16 protein-coding genes are annotated in these 16,804 nt (G+C 68.4%); 7 read left to right on the top strand and 9 right to left on the bottom strand.

The window, feature by feature from the left end:
* Positions 1–255 precede the first annotated feature (255 nt).
* Both K3A85_RS13395 and ctrA read left to right on the top strand, forming a co-directional pair.
* Positions 256–1,266: a tetratricopeptide repeat protein gene (locus K3A85_RS13395; RefSeq protein WP_225207023.1), complete on the top strand. Its 1,011-nt coding sequence runs from the start codon at positions 256–258 to the stop codon at positions 1,264–1,266.
* A 217-nt stretch (positions 1,267–1,483) separates the two neighbouring features.
* Positions 1,484–2,185, top strand: a complete 702-nt coding sequence (gene ctrA / locus K3A85_RS13390) for a response regulator transcription factor CtrA (RefSeq protein WP_225207022.1) — start codon at positions 1,484–1,486, stop codon at positions 2,183–2,185.
* Positions 2,186–2,266: 81 nt separating this feature from the next.
* Here ctrA and K3A85_RS13385 read toward each other — a convergent pair whose 3' ends face one another.
* Entirely contained in the window at positions 2,267–3,121 is an 855-nt protein-coding gene (locus tag K3A85_RS13385) for a helix-turn-helix domain-containing protein (RefSeq protein ID WP_225207021.1), read from the bottom strand.
* Positions 3,122–3,259: 138 nt separating this feature from the next.
* On the opposite strand from K3A85_RS13385, the gene trmB reads away from it, so the two are divergent.
* The gene (gene trmB / locus K3A85_RS13380) at positions 3,260–3,976 is read left to right on the top strand and encodes a tRNA (guanine(46)-N(7))-methyltransferase TrmB (protein ID WP_225207020.1); all 717 of its coding nucleotides are present in this window, start codon (positions 3,260–3,262) and stop codon (positions 3,974–3,976) included.
* 28 nt (positions 3,977–4,004) lie between these two features.
* On the opposite strand, the gene K3A85_RS13375 is transcribed toward trmB, so the two are convergent.
* On the bottom strand, positions 4,005–4,418 hold the full coding sequence (locus K3A85_RS13375; protein WP_225207019.1) for a hypothetical protein: 414 nt from the start codon (positions 4,416–4,418) through the stop codon (positions 4,005–4,007).
* Positions 4,419–4,628: 210 nt separating this feature from the next.
* Here K3A85_RS13375 and K3A85_RS13370 point away from each other — a divergent pair, with 210 nt between their 5' ends.
* The 3 genes from K3A85_RS13370 (at position 4,629) to K3A85_RS13360 (ending at position 6,555) form a co-directional block, all read left to right on the top strand.
* Complete coding sequence (locus tag K3A85_RS13370; protein ID WP_225207018.1) at positions 4,629–5,405, top strand: SDR family NAD(P)-dependent oxidoreductase; 777 nt, start codon at positions 4,629–4,631, stop codon at positions 5,403–5,405.
* Between the two features lie 176 nt (positions 5,406–5,581).
* Positions 5,582–6,118, top strand: a complete 537-nt coding sequence (locus K3A85_RS13365; RefSeq protein ID WP_225207017.1) for a hypothetical protein — start codon at positions 5,582–5,584, stop codon at positions 6,116–6,118.
* 65 nt (positions 6,119–6,183) lie between these two features.
* On the top strand, positions 6,184–6,555 hold the full coding sequence (locus K3A85_RS13360) for an EthD domain-containing protein (RefSeq protein ID WP_225207016.1): 372 nt from the start codon (positions 6,184–6,186) through the stop codon (positions 6,553–6,555).
* 19 nt (positions 6,556–6,574) lie between these two features.
* Here the strand turns inward: K3A85_RS13360 and K3A85_RS13355 are convergent, their stop codons facing one another.
* The 3 genes from K3A85_RS13355 to K3A85_RS13345 form a co-directional block, all read right to left on the bottom strand.
* A complete protein-coding gene (locus tag K3A85_RS13355; protein ID WP_225207358.1) occupies positions 6,575–8,335 on the bottom strand; it encodes an AMP-dependent synthetase/ligase in 1,761 nt (586 codons plus the stop codon).
* A 111-nt stretch (positions 8,336–8,446) separates the two neighbouring features.
* The gene (locus K3A85_RS13350; protein WP_225207015.1) at positions 8,447–8,635 is read right to left on the bottom strand and encodes a DUF1289 domain-containing protein; all 189 of its coding nucleotides are present in this window, start codon (positions 8,633–8,635) and stop codon (positions 8,447–8,449) included.
* Positions 8,632–9,951, bottom strand: a complete 1,320-nt coding sequence (locus K3A85_RS13345; protein ID WP_225207014.1) for a M20/M25/M40 family metallo-hydrolase — start codon at positions 9,949–9,951, stop codon at positions 8,632–8,634. The genes K3A85_RS13350 and K3A85_RS13345 overlap by 4 nt, the downstream gene beginning before the upstream one ends.
* 289 nt (positions 9,952–10,240) lie before the next feature.
* Between K3A85_RS13345 and K3A85_RS13340 the strand changes: the two genes are divergently transcribed.
* A complete protein-coding gene (locus K3A85_RS13340) occupies positions 10,241–11,713 on the top strand; it encodes a DEAD/DEAH box helicase (RefSeq protein ID WP_225207013.1) in 1,473 nt (490 codons plus the stop codon).
* A gap of 115 nt (positions 11,714–11,828) precedes the next feature.
* On the opposite strand, the gene K3A85_RS13335 is transcribed toward K3A85_RS13340, so the two are convergent.
* The 4 genes from K3A85_RS13335 to K3A85_RS13320 form a co-directional block, all read right to left on the bottom strand.
* Positions 11,829–12,032, bottom strand: coding sequence for a hypothetical protein (locus K3A85_RS13335; protein ID WP_225207012.1), 204 nt, complete (start codon positions 12,030–12,032; stop codon positions 11,829–11,831).
* Between the two features lie 933 nt (positions 12,033–12,965).
* Positions 12,966–13,898 carry an electron transfer flavoprotein subunit alpha/FixB family protein gene (locus tag K3A85_RS13330; protein ID WP_225207011.1) on the bottom strand — a complete coding sequence of 311 codons (933 nt, stop codon included), beginning with the start codon at positions 13,896–13,898 and terminating at the stop codon, positions 12,966–12,968.
* Positions 13,898–14,644 carry an electron transfer flavoprotein subunit beta/FixA family protein gene (locus K3A85_RS13325; RefSeq protein WP_225207010.1) on the bottom strand — a complete coding sequence of 249 codons (747 nt, stop codon included), beginning with the start codon at positions 14,642–14,644 and terminating at the stop codon, positions 13,898–13,900. Before K3A85_RS13325 ends, K3A85_RS13330 begins: the two co-directional genes overlap by 1 nt.
* 136 nt (positions 14,645–14,780) lie before the next feature.
* The gene (locus K3A85_RS13320; RefSeq protein ID WP_225207009.1) at positions 14,781–16,802 is read right to left on the bottom strand and encodes an acetyl-CoA carboxylase biotin carboxylase subunit; all 2,022 of its coding nucleotides are present in this window, start codon (positions 16,800–16,802) and stop codon (positions 14,781–14,783) included.
* Between the last annotated feature and the right edge of the window lie 2 nt (positions 16,803–16,804).

Genomic DNA, 16,804 nt, shown 5'->3' with positions numbered 1-16,804 from the left:
CGCCCGCAAGGAGACCCGCGCCCGTGCGCGCGACTGCCCCCAGTCTGCTTTCCCGTTTGGCGCGAACCCGTGTGGGACTGGACCTTAGCGCATGACGTTCACTTTTCCAGCAGCAAATTGTCCCGTATTTGCGCCTATTTAGGTTCGCCGGCCGACGGTAATGCGACCATCGCTTGCGCGAGCCCGCGCGGGCGCGATATGCGCCGCGCAGGATAAGGCGTTGCGCGCATCGGGCGCGCAGGGCAGGAGCAAGCGATGACCGAGGCCGATCCCCGAACGCGCGCCGCCGCCACCGATCTGCCTGCCGCAGGATCGGCCCGCACCGGCAAGGTCGTGCTCGGCCTCGCCGCGGCCGTGGCGCTCGCTGCGGGCGGTCTCGCCGCCTTGCGCCACCCGCGCGAGGACGCCGCCCGGGTCCAGCCGCAACCGCCGGCTCCCGCCGAAAGCCAGACTCCGTCGGTCGACGACGTGATCGCGAAGCTCGAAAAGCGCCTCGCCGACAATCCCGACGATGCCGAGGGCTGGCGCATGCTCGGCTGGTCCTACTTCCAGACCGAACGCTACGCCGAAGCGGCGACCGCGCTGAAGAAGGCGACCAAGCTCGATCCGGAGCATGCCGAGACCTTCTCCTTCCTCGGCGAGGCGCTGGTGCTGGCGAGCAATACCGAAGGGCGTATCCCGCGCGATGCCCGCGCGGCCTTCGACAAGGCGCTCAAGCTCGATCCCAAGGACGCCCGCGCCCGCTACTTCGAGGCCGTGGCGATGGATCTTGCCGGCAACCATCGCCGCGCGATCAACGCCTGGTTCGCGCTGCTCGCCGATACCCCGTCCGATGCGCCCTACGCCGAAGACATCCGCAAGGTGATTCGCGACGTCGCCGACAAGCACAAGATCGACGTCGAGAAGCGGCTGGCCGAAGCGCAGTTCGCTGCACCCGCCGGCGGTCTCGCGACCGATGGCGCCAAGCTCGCCTCGGGCGCGATTCCGGGTCCCAGTTCGGCGGAAATGCGCGCCGCGGCGAATCTCCCCAAGGGCCAGCAGGAAGCCATGGTCCGCGCGATGGTCGACGGGCTCGAGCAGAAGCTCAGGGTGCAGCCGGAAAATCCGGAGGGCTGGATCATGCTGATGCGCAGCTGCATGCAGCTCGGCCAGCCGGCGCGTGCGGCGCGCGCGCTCCAGGAAGGCCTCGCGGCGCTGCGCAACGACCAGGACAATTCGCGGCGCCTGCGCGAAGCCGCGGCAACGCTCGGAGTCGCCGGAGTCTGAACGGCGCGGGCGCAACCTGCTTGCGCAGGTGCTCTGCGAGCTACCCGTAAAACCACGTAGATGCGCGGAATATATCGGAAACGATCTTCCTCGCCTCGTCGCGGTTACGATAAATTAACCTTTAACGTTCATTCACCCTATGGTTAATGAAGCACCGGGTCCGGTTCGAAGGGAATTGGAAGGATCCGCGCCAGGACTGGCTTTAGGGGGCACTATTATGCGCGTGCTGCTGATCGAGGACGAGCCGACCACCGCCAAGGCGATCGAGCTCATGCTGAGCGCCGAGGGATTCAACGTCTACTCCACCGACCTCGGTGAAGAAGGCCTCGATCTGGGCAAGCTCTACGACTACGACATCATCCTGCTCGACCTCAACCTGCCCGACATGCACGGGTACGACGTGCTCAAGAAGCTGCGCGTCGCCAAGGTGCAGACCCCGGTGCTGATCCTGTCGGGCATTTCGGAAATGGACAGCAAGGTCCGCTCGTTCGGCTTCGGCGCCGACGACTACGTGACCAAGCCGTTCCACCGCGAGGAGCTGATCGCCCGCATCCACGCCGTGGTGCGCCGCTCGAAGGGCCACTCGCAGTCGGTCATCCGCACCGGCAAGCTCTCGGTCAACCTCGACGCCAAGACGGTCGAGGTCGATGCCGCCCGCGTCCATCTGACCGGCAAGGAATACGCGATGCTCGAGCTGCTGAGCTTGCGCAAGGGCACCACGCTGACCAAGGAAATGTTCCTCAACCACCTCTACGGCGGCATGGACGAGCCCGAGCTCAAGATCATCGACGTGTTCATCTGCAAGCTGCGCAAGAAGCTGGCGCATGCCTGCGGCGGCGAAAACTACATCGAGACGGTCTGGGGCCGCGGCTACGTGCTGCGCGATCCCGACGACATGAGCGAGATCGAGGCCGCCTGACGCGCCGCTGCACACCGCATTACCCCTGACGCCCCGCGCCCGAAAGCGCGGGGCGTTTTTCGTGCGGCAAGCGGCGTCGCGTCAGTCGATCCTGGTGAATACCGTTGTCTCGAGGCGCGGCAGCGCCTGGCCTGCCCAGACGATCGTTTCGGTCATCGTCCGGCGGTCCGGCGCAACGGCGTAGACGCGGGTCGAGACGGGCCGGCCGTCCTTGCCCAGCGTCATCACCAGCGTGTCCGGGGCGGGCTGGCGGAGCGAGGCGCTGTCGATCGCCGCGAAGGTTCCCCGCACCGGAACCGGGACGCCATCGGTCCGCGCGACCGACCGCGCCGTCCGGACCGAGCCGTCGGGCGCGACGAATTCGACCTCGGTGGTCCAGCTTCGGTCGGCGGCGGTGGCGAAGCTGATCGTCACGTGTTGCGGCCGCTCCTCGGCCGGGATGCGGGCGACGTCGAGCGACCAGCGCCCCGCGAGCGGCGAGGGACCGCCGGCCGCTGCGCCGACCGTCGCCGGTTCGGGCGTTGCGGCGTGCCAAGGCTGTCCGGCAAGCGTGAGCAGGCCGCCGAACGCGGCGACGGGCAGGAGGACGAACATGGCGATGCTTCCTTTCGATCTGCGCCGCCGCGGCGAGGGCGGCCTGCACCGTTCATCCACGGAATCGCCGTGCCTTGGCAGATCGATTTTCTCGTCCCGATTTTTCTGTGCCGCGCAGCGCGCCTCGAGCAGGCGGGCGAGTTCGCGGCTGCTGCCGACCCCGGTTTTGCGGCGGGCATCGCGCAGCCGCTCGTTGATAGAGGCTTCCGACCGTCCGAGTTCGGCGGCGATCGACTTGACCGTGTGCCCGCCGGCGAGCAGGCGCAGGATCTCCCGTTCGCGCTCGGTCAGCGCGTCCAGCGATGCGTCGAGCGCCGGCGCGGCCGGGTCCGGTATCGTCATGACGGGTGATCAACACAGCGCCCGGTCGGCGTCCATCCCAATTTTTTCGTGGAACCGCCTCCGTCCGCGAACCGCTCGGCGGGCGCGGCGTGGCGCGGTTGTTGCCAAATCGCGCCCTGCCTGCCATCGGCGCGCTCCATGACCGCCTACAAGCCCGGTGACCCGACCACGATCAACCGCCTCTACGGCCGCGCCAAGGGCAAGCCCCTGCGCGCCGGCCAGCAGGCGCTGGTCGACAACCTGCTGCCGCAGATCGCCGTGCCCGCAGAAGGGCCGGTCACGGCCCGCGCGCTGTTCGGCCACGATTGCCCGCTGCACTTCGAGATCGGCTTCGGTGGGGGCGAGCACATGGCCGCGCGCGCCGACATGCTTCCCGATCACGGCTTCATCGGCGCCGAACCGTTCCTCAACGGCGTGGCCCAGGCGCTCACCCACCTCGACGGCGACGGTGGCGCGCACCCGCCGATTCGCAACGTGCGCATCCATCATGGCGATGCGCTCGAGGTGCTGCGCCGGATCCCCGACGGCAGCCTCTCGTTCCTCTACCTGCTGCACCCCGATCCCTGGCCCAAGGCGCGCCACGCCAAGCGGCGGATGATGAACGACGGGCCGGTGGCGCTGTTCGCCGCCAAGCTCAGGCCCGGCGGCGAATTCCGCTTCGGCACCGACCACGCAGTCTACCTGCGCCATGCGCTGATGGTGATGCAGCGCCACGTCGATGCGTTCGAATGGCTGGCGCAGGCGCCGCGCGATTTCCAGGTGCGCCCCGGCGGCTGGCCCGAGACGCGCTACGAACACAAGGCGCGCACCGTCTACGGGCACGAGGTCTGGTACTTCCGCTACCGGCGGCGCTGATCGCGGCGCGCCGGCCGGACGCGCGCGCTCAGTTCATCACCGTGACCGAAAGCTGGAACGGCACCGCCTGTTTGGTCCGGCTGACCGCGCCCATCGTGTAGACGCGGATGCGGTACTGGCCGCTCTTGGGCAGCACCACGCCGGTCGCGTCGTTGCCGTCCATCGAGCTGTTGTAGATCGCCTCGCCGGTGCTGCCCGGCGGCAGGATGTTGAAATAGGCGATCTTGGTGATCAGCGAGACGCCCATCTTCTGCCCGGCATGCGCGGTGATCAGGTAGTCCTTGTAGGTGTCGCCGACGATCGTGCCCTTGACCGAGGCATTGTCGTTGCCCCTGGCGAAGGCGATGACCTGGCTCGCCTGGGCGAAAGCGGGCGCGGCGAACGGCAGGGCGACGAGAAGCGCCGCGGCGATCAGCGCGGGCCGGGCGGGAGGGTTGGTCATGGAACGGGCGACTCCGTGCGCGAAGGGTGCCGGGCAGGGGCTTGGACGCGACGTGGCCGCCTACCCGACCTCCAGAGGATTGGCCCGGTGCGCGCCGGCTCGCCATTGGCAAATGGTGCCAGCAGGTGGGCAATCGGCGCAGGCTTGCGGCGCCTTGCGGATCGGTGCAGTCATGCCTGACCAGAAAATGTCGAAAGAGGATGCTTGTCCATGCAGCACAAGGACCCGGCGCGCAGCGTCGCCGGCTTGACCGCCATCGTCACCGGAGCCGGCAGCGGCATGGGCCGCGCGACGGCCGAAGTCTTTGCGCGCGATGGCGCCCGGGTCGCGCTGTGCGACATCAACGGCGATGCGGTCGAGCAGGTGGCGCAAGCGATCCGCGATGCCGGAGGATCGGCGCGCGCATGGCCGCTCGACATCACCGATCGCGCCGCGCTCGAAGCCTTTGTGGGCGAGGTCGCGGATGCGTTCGGCGGCATCGACATCGTCGTCAACAACGCCGGGATCGCCGCGGCGACCCCGCTCGAGGACCCGGCCTACGACGCGGTGTGGGACCGGACCATCGCGGTGCTGCTGACCTCGCACCAGCGCATGATCCGCGCCGCGCTGCCCTGGCTGCGCAAGTCGGCTTCGCCCCGGATCGTCAACATCGCCTCGACCGAGGCGCTGGGCGCCACGCTCCACCAGAGCGCCTACAGCGCCGCCAAGGCGGGCGTCACCGGGCTCACCCGCAGCCTCGCGGTCGAATTCGGCAAGGACGGCATCACCGTCAACTGCATCTGCCCGGGTCCAATCCTGACCGGCATGACCGCGGCGATCCCGGACGAGCACAAGGAACTCTACGCCAAGCGCCGCACCGCGCTTCGCCGCTACGGCGCGCCCGAGGAGGTCGCGCACATGACGCTCAGCCTGTGCCTGCCGGCGGCCTCGTTCCTCACCGGCGCGACGATCCCGGTGGACGGCGGGCTGATGGCGCGCAATGCCTGAGGCAGGGCGCCGGCAAGCGTTACCGCGCAGGCCCCGCCCCTACGCGCCAAGTCCTTGGTTACGCTGCGGATTGCGCGCTTAACGGCGTTCTAACCACGCACGCGCTAGATCATCCTCGGTCGCCGACAGTCCCCGCTCGCGCGCCACGGAGTCCCGGCGATGTGCGAGCCTGTGCGATGAGCGAATCGATCCACGGCGGCAGCGCGATGCAGATCTTCGCCGAGATGCGGGAGTTCGCAGGCTTCACGGCCGGCGCCCAGCGCTACATCCGCCGCAGCCTCGACATCGGCCTGCTGCGCCAGGACGCGTTCCGGGTCTGGGCGCGCGACGCCGCCGAGGCCGCGTCGATCCGCACCCAGTACATCGTCTACCAGGAACTCGACGTCGTGCGCGCGATGCTGCCCGAAGGGCCGGGCGCCGCGGGCCTCGAATGCTTCGTCGGCAAGCTCGTCCGCCTCGCCGCGTTCGATCTCGGCCAGGACTATCTCTGCGGCTTTCCTGCCTTCCGCTTCCTCTACGAGCGCCTCCTCGGCGCTGAGGTGCGCCCCTGGCTCCCTGCCGCCTTCTGTGGCGCCGCGGCGCTGCCGCAGATCGCCCCGCAGCGCCGCCGCGGCCTGCTCCAGACGATCAGCGAAGCCGCCGCCACCGCACCCGGCTGGTCGACGCGCCCGCCGCGCTTCTTCCCCGAATTCGTCGAGGTCGAGGCGGCTTGAGCCGCTTGCCCACGGGGCCGTAGTGGGCCACCCTCTTCCACAAAACACCGGGAAGAGGATCCTCCATGCTCAAGATGGTCTACTGCATCCGTCGCCACCCCGATCTCTCGGTCAAGGAGTTCCAGCGCTACTGGCTCGAACAGCACGGACCCAAGGTCCGCTCGGTGGCCGAGGCAATCGGCGCGCGGCGCTATGTCCAGAGCCACACGCGCCTGCCCGACTACAACGAATCGTTCCGCCCCACCCGCGGGCTCAAGGAAGGCTACGACGGCATCACCGAAATCTGGTGGGACGACATCGAAGCCTTCGCTCGGGGCAACTCCGAGGCCGGGCGCGAGGCGGCGCAGATGCTGCTCGACGACGAGCGCGGCTTCATCGACTTCGCCAATTCCTGCGTGTTCATGACCGAGGAATTCGAGATCTTCGACTTGCCCTGACCGCGCGACTGCGCCGCGATCAGCTCTTGTAAAGCGCGTCGAGCCGGGCGCCGTAGCGCTCCTTGATCTTGTGGCGGCGGATCTTCATCGACGGGGTCATTTCCTCGTTGTCGATGGTGAAGGCCTCGTCGGCGAAGGCGAACTGGCGCACCTTCTCGATCACCGAGAGATCCTTGTTCACCCGGTCGACCGCGGCGCGCACCGCGTTGCGGAAGGCGGGCAGGTCCTGCAACTCGCGGAAGTCGAAGTGCTCGCCCTGCGCGCGGGCCCATTCGAGCGCCCACTCCGGGTCGGGCACGATCAGCCCGACCACGTAGGGCCGCTTGTCGCCCGAGACCATCGCCTGCGCGATCTCGGGCTGCAGCGTCAGCATGCCCTCGATCTTCTGCGGCGAGACATTGTCGCCCTTGTCGTTGACGATCATGTCCTTCTTGCGGTCGGTGATCTTGATCCGCCCGCGCTCGTCGATGTGGCCGATGTCGCCGGTGTGCAGCCAGCCCTCGATCAGCGTCCGCGCCGTCTCGGCCGGGTTCTGCCAATAGCCGTGCATCACCAGCTCGCCCCGCACGAGGATCTCGCCGTCCTCGGCGATCTTCACTTCGACGCCCTTCAGCGGCGGCCCGACGGTGTCCATCTTGAGCCCGGCGCGCGGGCGGTTGCACGAAATCACCGGCCCGGCCTCGGTCTGGCCATAGCCCTGCAGCAGCGTCAGCCCCATCGAATCGAAGAACACCCCGACCTCGGGGTTGAGCGGCGCGCCGCCCGACACCATCGCCTTGATCCGCCCGCCGAAACGCGCACGGATCTTCGGCCGCAGCGCCGCGTCGAGCACCGCGTTCATCGGCGCATCGACCAGCCGTTTGCGCCCCTCGGCCTTGCGCGTGCCGATCGCCAGCGCGCGCTCCATCAGGTAGTTCGCGAGCTTCCCCTGCTTTTCGACCTGCTTCATGATCCGCGCGCGCAGCACTTCGAACAGGCGCGGCACCACCACCATGATCGTCGGCCGGGTCTCCTCGATGTTGCTGGCGAGCTTTTCCAGCCCCTCGGCATAGTAGATCTGCGCGCCGATGCCGATCGGGAGATATTGCCCGCCGGTGTGTTCGTAGGCGTGGCTCAGCGGCAGGAACGACAGGAACACTTCCTCCTCGATCCCGAAGTCCTCGGCCAGGATCGTTGCCGCCCCCTCGACATTGGCCAGGATCGCGCCGTGGTGCTGCATCACCCCGCGCGGCGCGCCGCCGGTGCCGCTGGTGTAGATCAGGCAGGCGGTATCGCTGCGCTTCAACCCGGCGACCCGCGCATCGACCGCCTTGCGCGCCGCCGCGCCATCGCCGCTCGTCAGGCTGTCCCAGTCATGGAAGGCCAGGACACCCGCCTGCATCCGCTTCAACGGCTCGATGCCGATCACGTGCTCGACCCGCGGCGCACGCAGCGCGGCGGCGAGCAGCGGCGCCGCCAGCTTGGGGCTCGACACGATCACCGCCCGCGCGCCCGAATTCTCGAGGATGTGGTGATGGTCGCGCTCGGTGTTGGTGGTGTAGGTCGGAACCGTGACCAGCCCCGCCGCCATGATCGCCAGGTCCGCGATGCACCATTCGGGCCGGTTCTCCGACACGATCACCACCCGGTCACCGTCCTCCAGCCCCAGCCCGCGCAGGCTTTGCGCCAGCAGGCAGACCGTATCGGCAACCTCGGCCCAACTGCGCGCCTGCCACTGGCCCTGGCGCTTGGCCCACAGGAACGGCGCCGCGCCCCTCGCATCGGCGCGCGCCAGGAACATCGCCACCAGGCTCGAAAAGCCGCCGAAATCCGAAAAGTCTGCCAAAACTGCGATCCTCGCCCCTCTTATGGAGCCAAGCCTAGAGTCCCTCTACCGTAACGGCAAGCCGCGTCACGCGCGTGACCGTCGGGCGATATCGGCGAGGATCGCATGCTTTTGCGCCGCACTGGCGGTGAACCAGGCGGCGATCTCGTCGAGCGTTCGGCGGCACCCGCCGCAGGTCCGCGTCGCCGGATCGACGGTGCAGACCCCGATGCATGGGCTCGGCGGGTGGGCCGCCTCACGGGACGGCGCGCTCACCGCTTCTCCGCCGCGAGCCGGCTCATCAGCAGCGCCGCGCGCTTGGCCTGGAGCCAGATCGAAGGCACGTCGACCGTCTCGGCCGGGGTATGGTCGCCGCTCGATGCGGGGCCAAGGCCGGCAAGGCCCGGCACGTCGGCGGCAACGAAGCTGATGTCGCCCGCCCCGCGCTTGGCGGGATCCAGCGCGGGCATCGCCGGCAGCCCCAGCGTCGCGTTGACGGCGTTGAGCTTGCCGAGCAGCGCCTTGTTGGCTTGCGTAGGCGCCATCGGCGGATAGCCGTCCTCGAACGCCAGCTTGGCGGTGGCGCCGGGATAGGGTCGCGCCACGATAGCCTGCATCTTGGCCACCGCCGCCGCATGCTGCTCGGGCGAAAGCGTGCGCAGGTCGCCGCGCGCCAGCGCCTTGGCCGGGATGATGTTGGTCTTGCCGCTCGCGCTCACCCGCGCCTGGTCGGCATCGAGCGCAGCCAGCGCGCCGCCACCGACCAGCCCGACGTTGAGCGTCAGGTTGGGCTCGGGCACTTCGGCGCGGAAGGCGGCAATCATGCGGGCGAGGGCATAGATCGCACCATCGCCATCGGCGCCGAACACCCCGCTGGAATGGCCCGACTTCGCTTCCACCGTCAGCGTCCACGAAAAGGCCGAACGCCTTGCGATCGAGCCCATGTCCGCTGGCTTGCCATCGGCGCCCGCGATCCGCACCAGCCCCTCGAAATCGAGCGCTGCATCGGCGCGCTTGCCTGCCGCGATCAGGTCGGCGCGCGCCACGCTCTGCGGATCGCCCGCGTCTTCCTCGTCGCCGGTCAGGAACACCTCGATGTTGGCGCCCTTCAGCGTTCCCGCCGCCTGCATCGCGCGCAGCGCGGCCAGGATCGTCACGACCCCGCCCTTGTCGTCGGCCACGCCCGGCCCCATCGCCTTGTCGCCATCGCGGGTGAACGTCTGGAACGGCGAATCCGGCTCGAACACCGTGTCGGTATGCCCGATCAGCAGCAGCCGCTTGGCCCCCTTGGTCCCGGCGTGCGTCGCCAGCAGATGCCCGGCGCGGCCGGTCTGCTCCATCGGCAGGACCGTGACCCTGAAGCCCAGCGCCTCGAACTCGGGCGTCAGCATGGCGATCACCGCCTTGTTCCCGGCGATGTTCCGGCTGCCCGAATTCTGGTTCACCAGCTTTTCGAGCAGGCCCAGCGTGCGGGACTGCTCCTTGTCCACCGTTGTGATCATCGTCCGCTCCTGCGGCGATGGCGCGGCCAGAGCCGGGGCGGAAACGGCGCTCAGGAACAGCGGGGCGACAAGCAGGCGGGATAGGCGCATGCGCCGACCATAGCCGCTGGGCCGCGCGATGCCAGCAGGACGTGGCGGGACCTGCGCGCAATTTCCTTGCTTTTGGACGCAATGCGTTTATATGCAACGCAGCAAGACCGGCGGCGGACACCCGCTGCAGGCCGGATGCAAGCGTGAGATCTGCCGCTTGATGCGCGTGATCCGCTCCGGTCGAACGGGCCTTGCCCCACCTGCTTCCCCTTTCACGCACGGGTCGCGCGAACGACGACCTGTCGCGCGCCGCCCTCCCGTTGGCGCGCCAACGAAAGACACTGTTTCGATGTCCTATTTCTCCGATCTCGGCCTCGCCGAGCCCATCCTGCGCGCGCTCGAGAGCAAGGGCTACAACGATCCCACCCCGATCCAGCGCCAGTCGATCCCGGCATTGCTCGAAGGACGCGACCTGCTCGGTATCGCGCAGACCGGCACCGGCAAGACCGCCGCGTTCTCGCTGCCTTCGCTTCACCGCCTCGCCGCCGATCCCAAGCCCCGCAAGCCCGCCTCGTGCCGCATGCTGGTGCTCTCGCCCACCCGCGAACTCGCCGCGCAGATCGCCGACAACATCAAGGGCTATGCCAAGAACCTCAAGCTCTCGGTCGATTGCGTGTTCGGCGGCGTGCCGATCGGCAAGCAGGCCCGCCGGCTGGTGCAGGGCGTCGACATCCTCGTCGCCACCCCCGGCCGCCTGCTCGACCTGATCGACAATCGCGCGCTGACCATCGGCCGCACCGAGATCTTCGTGCTCGACGAAGCCGACCAGATGATGGACCTCGGCTTCATCCATGCGTTGAAGCGCGTCGCCAACCTGCTGCCCAAGAACCGCCAGTCGCTGTTCTTCTCGGCCACCATGCCCAAGTCGATCGAAGACCTCGGCAAGCAGTTCATCCAGAACCCGGTCCGCGTCGAGGTTGCTCCGCAGTCGACCACGGCCGAGCGCGTCGACCAGTACGTCACCTTCCTCAACCAGGCCGAGAAGCAGGCGCTGCTCAGCTTGCGCATCCGCGCCTTGCTGGCCGACAAGTCGCTCGACCGCGCGCTGGTGTTCACCCGCACCAAGCACGGCGCCGATCGCGTCGTGCGCAACCTCAACGCCGCCGGCATCGATGCCCGCGCCATCCACGGCAACAAGACCCAGGCGCAGCGCACCGCCGCGCTCGAGGCCTTCCGCCAAGGCTCGTGCCCGGTGCTCGTCGCTACCGACATCGCCGCCCGCGGCATCGACGTCTCGGGCGTGTCCCACGTGTTCAACTTCGAACTGCCCAACGTGCCGGAACAGTACGTCCACCGCATTGGCCGCACCGCGCGCGCGGGCGCCGACGGCGTGGCGATCAGCTTCTGCGCGCCCGATGAAAAGCCCTACCTGCGCGACATCGAGAAGCTGACCAAGGTCAAGCTCGACCAGGTGCCGCTGCCCGAGAACTTCCTTGCTGAAGCGGCCAAGCTGCCTTCGGCCAAGCGCACCCCCGAACAGCAGGCGCAGGACGCCCGCCGCGACGAGCGCGACGAACGCGGCCGCTTCGGCGATCGCAACGAGCGCCGCGGGGGCGCGGGCGGGCGCGATGGTGGCCGCGATGGCGGACGGGGTCGACCCCAGGGCCAGAAGCCGGCGCAGGGCGGCGGCCAGCGCCCTGCCGGTGACGGGCAGCGCAGCGCCGGCGAAGGCGAACGCGACGGCAACAAGCCCCGCCGCTTCCGCCCCCGCGGCGCCCCCGGCGTCGGCGCCCACCGCAACAAGGTCCGCCGCGCGGGCTGACCGGAAGCGGCCTAGGCCGAGAGCCGCGCGAGCAGGCGGACGAGCTCGCTCTGCCGGCCGATCTCGAGCTTGCGGAAAGCGGATTTGAGGTGCGTTGCGCCCGGGCGCGCGCCGCTCATGCACCGTCCAGCCCTTCGGACAGGATGTCGTCCTTGTCGTAGTCGCGCGCGGCGAGGGCGAAGATGTCGGCGAACTGGCGCAGGCTGCGGATGAACAGCCGCCGGTCGAGCCCGTCGCGGCAGCCCAGCACGTATTGCCTGTAGAAGCGGCGGGTCGGCGCGTCGAACCACCCGCAGGGTGGTGGAGGGGTACCGCGCAACGCCGGCCCTCGAAGAAAAGAACGATCCTTCGACAAGCTCAGGATGGACGGAGCTGGCGGGCCAGCCCTTGCCCCGCGCCCCGCGGATGGACCGGCCAGGAGACCAACGCCAGCCCCAAACCCGCCCGCCCTGAGCCTGTTGAAGGGCTGTCCTTCTTCCTGGCGCAACACCCCGCACCCCGCACCCCAACCGCAAGGCCAGCGCCGGAAGACCTCCCGGGAGCGCGAGGGGCCGTGCCCCTCGCACCTCTCTTCTCTTCCTTCTCCGCGCCTCTGCGCCTCTGCGCGACCAAATCCTTCCCCAACCCATCTTGACACGACTAACCATATAGGTTATACGCCACCCCACGGACCGGGAGCGGCATGGCCGGCTTGCTCTTCGCTCCTTCGGGGTTGCGCCCATGCGGCAAAGCCCCAACGCGACCGGCGCGGGTCGGCGCTGCGGGAAGCCGGTTCCCTTCAAACGGAAACGGCGAGCGAGGGCGTAAAGCCCCAAGTCCCTCAGGGCAAACCCAGCCAGTGCAACGGACGGGCGGATGTGGTGCGGCGGTCCAGCCGCGTGGCAGCGCTCCCATGAAGTCCGGTTCCGGTCCGGCCTGGCCCCCTCGTGCGGCCCTGCTTATCCCGGAACTTATCCTTAGGGACTCGCTACGGACCCGATGCGGCACGCGAGCCGTCGCAAGGGATACGAGCCCCCGTCCGAACAAGGCCGAGCCGTGCGGGATCCAACGCCCCGCCGGCCACTCGCCACAGCGTTCACCGCCCTCCTTCGCGCAGCGCCACGCAATGGCGCCCGCGCCGGTCGCGCAGGTCCGTGCCGTTTCCCCAAGGCATTAGGTCCGGGTTCGCCGCCGGATGGCTTCGTGTGTGCCAACGCAAAAGGGCTCCGCCGCGGCGGAGCCCTTCGCGTTTTTCCGAGCTGTCAGGCGCGGGTCACAGCTTGCCGGTCAGTTCCGGAACCAGCGTGAACAGGTCGCCGACCAGGCCGATGTCCGCGACCTGGAAGATCGGCGCGTCCTCGTCCTTGTTGATGGCGATGATGGTCTTGCTATCCTTCATGCCGGCGAGGTGCTGGATCGCACCCGAGATGCCGACCGCGAGGTAGACTTCGGGCGCGACGATCTTGCCGGTTTGGCCGACCTGGTAGTCGTTGGGCACGAAGCCTGCGTCGACCGCGGCGCGGCTGGCGCCGATCGCCGCGCCGAGCTTGTCGGCGAGCGGGGTGATCGTCGCTTCGAAGGTCGCCGCGTCCTTGAGCGCGCGACCGCCCGAGACGATGATCTTGGCGCTGGTCAGTTCGGGGCGCTCGCTCTTGGCGATTTCCGAGCCGACGAAGCTCGACAGGCCCGATTCGGCTGCGCCCGAAACGGCTTCGACCGCAGCCGAACCGCCGGTGGCGTTCGCCTTGGCGAAGGCGGTGCCGCGCACGGTCACAACCAGCTTGGCGTCGCTCGATTCGACGGTGGCGATGGCGTTGCCGGCGTAGATCGGGCGGGTGAAGGTCTTGGGGCCTTCGACCGAGAGGATCTCCGAGACCTGCGCGACGTCGAGCAGCGCGGCGACGCGCGGCGCGACGTTCTTGGCGGTGGTCGTGGCGGCGGCGACGAAGGCGTCGTAGCCCGCCATCACGCTCGCGATCAGCGGCGCGACGTTTTCGGCAAGGCCGTTGGCGAGGCTGGCGTCGTCGGCCTTGAGGACCTTCGACACGCCTTCGATCTGCGCGGCGGCGGCGGCGACGCCGTCGACGCCCGAGCCGGCGACCAGAGCGGTGACGTCACCCAGCTTGGCAGCGGCGGTGACGGCGGCGAGGGTGGCGTCCTTGACGGCGCTGCCGTCGTGTTCGACCCAGACGAGTACGTTGGCCATCAGGCGACTCCCAGTTCCTTGAGCTTGGCGACCAGCGCGTCGACGTCGGCCACCTTGATGCCGGCCGAACGCACCGGCGGTTCGCTGACCTTGAGCGTCTTGAGACGCGGGGCGGTGTCCACGCCGTAGTCGGCGGGCGCCTTGGTGGCGAGCGGCTTGCTCTTGGCCTTCATGATGTTCGGCAGCGAGGCGTAGCGCGGCTCGTTCAGGCGCAGGTCGGTGGTGACCACGGCCGGCAGCGCCAGCTTCACGGTTTCGAGACCGCCGTCGATCTCGCGCTTCACCACGACCGAATCGCCTTCGACGGTGATCTCGTTGGCGAAGGTGCCCTGCGGGCGGCCGAGCAGCGCGGCGACCATCTGGCCGACCTGGTTGCTGTCGTCGTCGATCGCCTGCTTGCCGGTGATGATCAGGCCGGGCTGTTCTTCGTCGGCGACGCCCTTGACGATCTTGGCGACCGCGAGCGGCTCGACCTCGTCATCGGTCTGCACCAGGATCGCGCGATCGGCCCCCATGGCGAGCGCGGTGCGCAGCGTTTCCTGCGCCTTGGCCGGGCCGACCGACACCGCCACGATCTCGGTCACCACGCCCTTTTCCTTCAGGCGAATGGCTTCCTCGACGGCGATTTCGTCGAACGGGTTCATGCTCATCTTGACGTTGGCGAGATCGACGCCCGTGCCATCCGCCTTCACGCGCGGCTTCACGTTGTAGTCGATCACGCGCTTCACCGTGACCAGGGCTTTCATGCTGTCAGGCCTTTCTCGTGTTCCACTGGGGAGCGCATATGTTGCGCTTACGTAAACGTCAACCTGTCCCGAGGGCCGGGCGCGGAAAATTCAACCGTCCGGTTAAGCGATCGCGCGCCTGCCCCTGGGCATCGGCTTACTCCATTTCGAGGATCACCGCATCCACGGCGAGGCTCTCGCCGGCCTTGGCGTTGACCGCCTTGACCTTGCCCGCCTTCTCGGCGCGCAGGATGTTTTCCATCTTCATCGCCTCGACCACCGCGAGCGGCTGGCCGGCTTCGACCGTATCGCCCTCGCCGACATGCAGCGCGACGAGCAGGCCCGGCATGGGGCAGATCAGGAACTTCGAAAGATCCGGCGGGACCTTTTCGATCATGTGGCGGGTGAGGTGGGCGACGCTGGCCGGCAGCACCTGCACCTGGTGGATCGCACCGCGCGTGGTCAGCTTGAAGCCGGCGCGAAACGGTTCGACCTTCACCGTCAGCGGCTTGCCGTCGACTTCGCAGGCCACCATGCGCTGGCCCGGCGTGTATTCGAGCGCGATGTCCACCGCCTCGCCATCGACGAGCACGTCGTCCTCGGTCAGTTCGACCGCGAAGGTCGACCCGGCGATCGTCACCGACCACTGCGCCGGGGGATCGAGCTCGTCACCCAGCTGCTGGTCGACCTGGCGCGCGCGGTCGGCCCGAGCCGTCGCCAGGAAGCCGGCGATCGCCGCGAGCGTGCGCTTGGTGCCCTCGTCGGTCGCCGCGCCGTGGAAGCCTTCGGGATATTCCTCGGCGATGAAGCCGGTGGTCAGTTCGCCCGAGCGGAAGCGCGGGTGCTGCATGATCGCGTTGACGAAGTCGATGTTGTGGCCAAGCCCTTCGATCTCGAATGCGTCCAGCGCGGCAATCTGCTTGTCCGCCGCTTCGTCGCGCGTCTTGCCCCAGGTGACCAGCTTGGCGATCATGGGATCGTAGAACATCGAGACTTCGCCGCCTTCGTAGACGCCATCGTCCACGCGCACGCCGTCCACGCCGCGACGGCCATTTTCCGCACCGTCATCGGTCCAGCCGGGCACCGGCGGGTTGTAGCGGATCAGGCGGCCGGTCGAAGGCAGGAAGCCGCGATAGGGATCTTCGGCATAGACGCGGTTCTCGATGGCCCAGCCGTCGATCTTCACGTCGTCCTGCGTCATCGCCAGCTTTTCGCCGGCGGCCACGCGGATCATCTGCTCGACGAGGTCGACGCCGGTGATCGCTTCGGTGACGGGGTGTTCCACCTGCAGGCGGGTGTTCATTTCGAGGAAGTAGAACGATTCGCCGGTCGGGTCCGCGCCCGAGACGATCAGCTCGACGGTCCCTGCGCTGTAGTAGCCGACCGCGCGGGCGAGCGCGACGCACTGTTCGCCCATCGCCTTGCGCATCTTCGGGGTGACGAAGGGCGAGGGCGCCTCTTCGACCACCTTCTGGTGGCGACGCTGGATCGAGCACTCGCGCTCGTTCAGGTAGAGGATGTTGCCGTGCTTGTCGCCGAGGATCTGGATCTCGATGTGGCGCGGGTTGAGGATGAACTTCTCGATGAACACGCGGTCGTCGCCGAACGAGTTCAGGCCCTCGCGCTTCACCGACTCGAAGCCCTCGCGCACGTCCTTTTCGTTGTAGGCAAGGCGCATGCCCTTGCCGCCGCCGCCGGCCGAAGCCTTCATCATCACCGGGTAGCCGATCTCGTTCGAGATGCGCACCGCGTGCTCGGTGTCCTCGATCTCGCCGACGAAGCCGGGCACGACGTTGACGCCGGCTTCCTTGGCGAGCTTCTTGGATTCGATCTTGTCACCCATCGCGGCGATCGCGCCGACAGGGGGGCCGATGAACTCGATCCCTTCCGCCGCCAGCGCCTCGGCGAACGAGGTGCGCTCGGACAGGAAGCCATAGCCCGGATGGACCGCTTCGGCCCCGGTCTGCTTGCACGCCGCGATGATCTTGTCCGCGATCAGGTAGGACTGCGCGGCGGGCGCCGGGCCGATGTGCACGGCTTCGTCCGCCATCTGCACGAACGGCGCGCGGGCGTCGGCGTCCGAATAGACGGCCACGGTCTGGATACCCATGCGACGCGCGGTCTTGATCACGCGGCAGGCGATTTCGCCACGATTGGCGATGAGGATTTTCTTGAACATCT

The sequence above is a fragment of the Novosphingobium huizhouense genome, from assembly GCF_020179475.1.
Lineage (GTDB): Bacteria > Pseudomonadota > Alphaproteobacteria > Sphingomonadales > Sphingomonadaceae > Novosphingobium > Novosphingobium huizhouense.
Note: the sequence above shows the minus strand (reverse complement) of the source record. Positions and strands in the feature narration are given on the sequence as shown.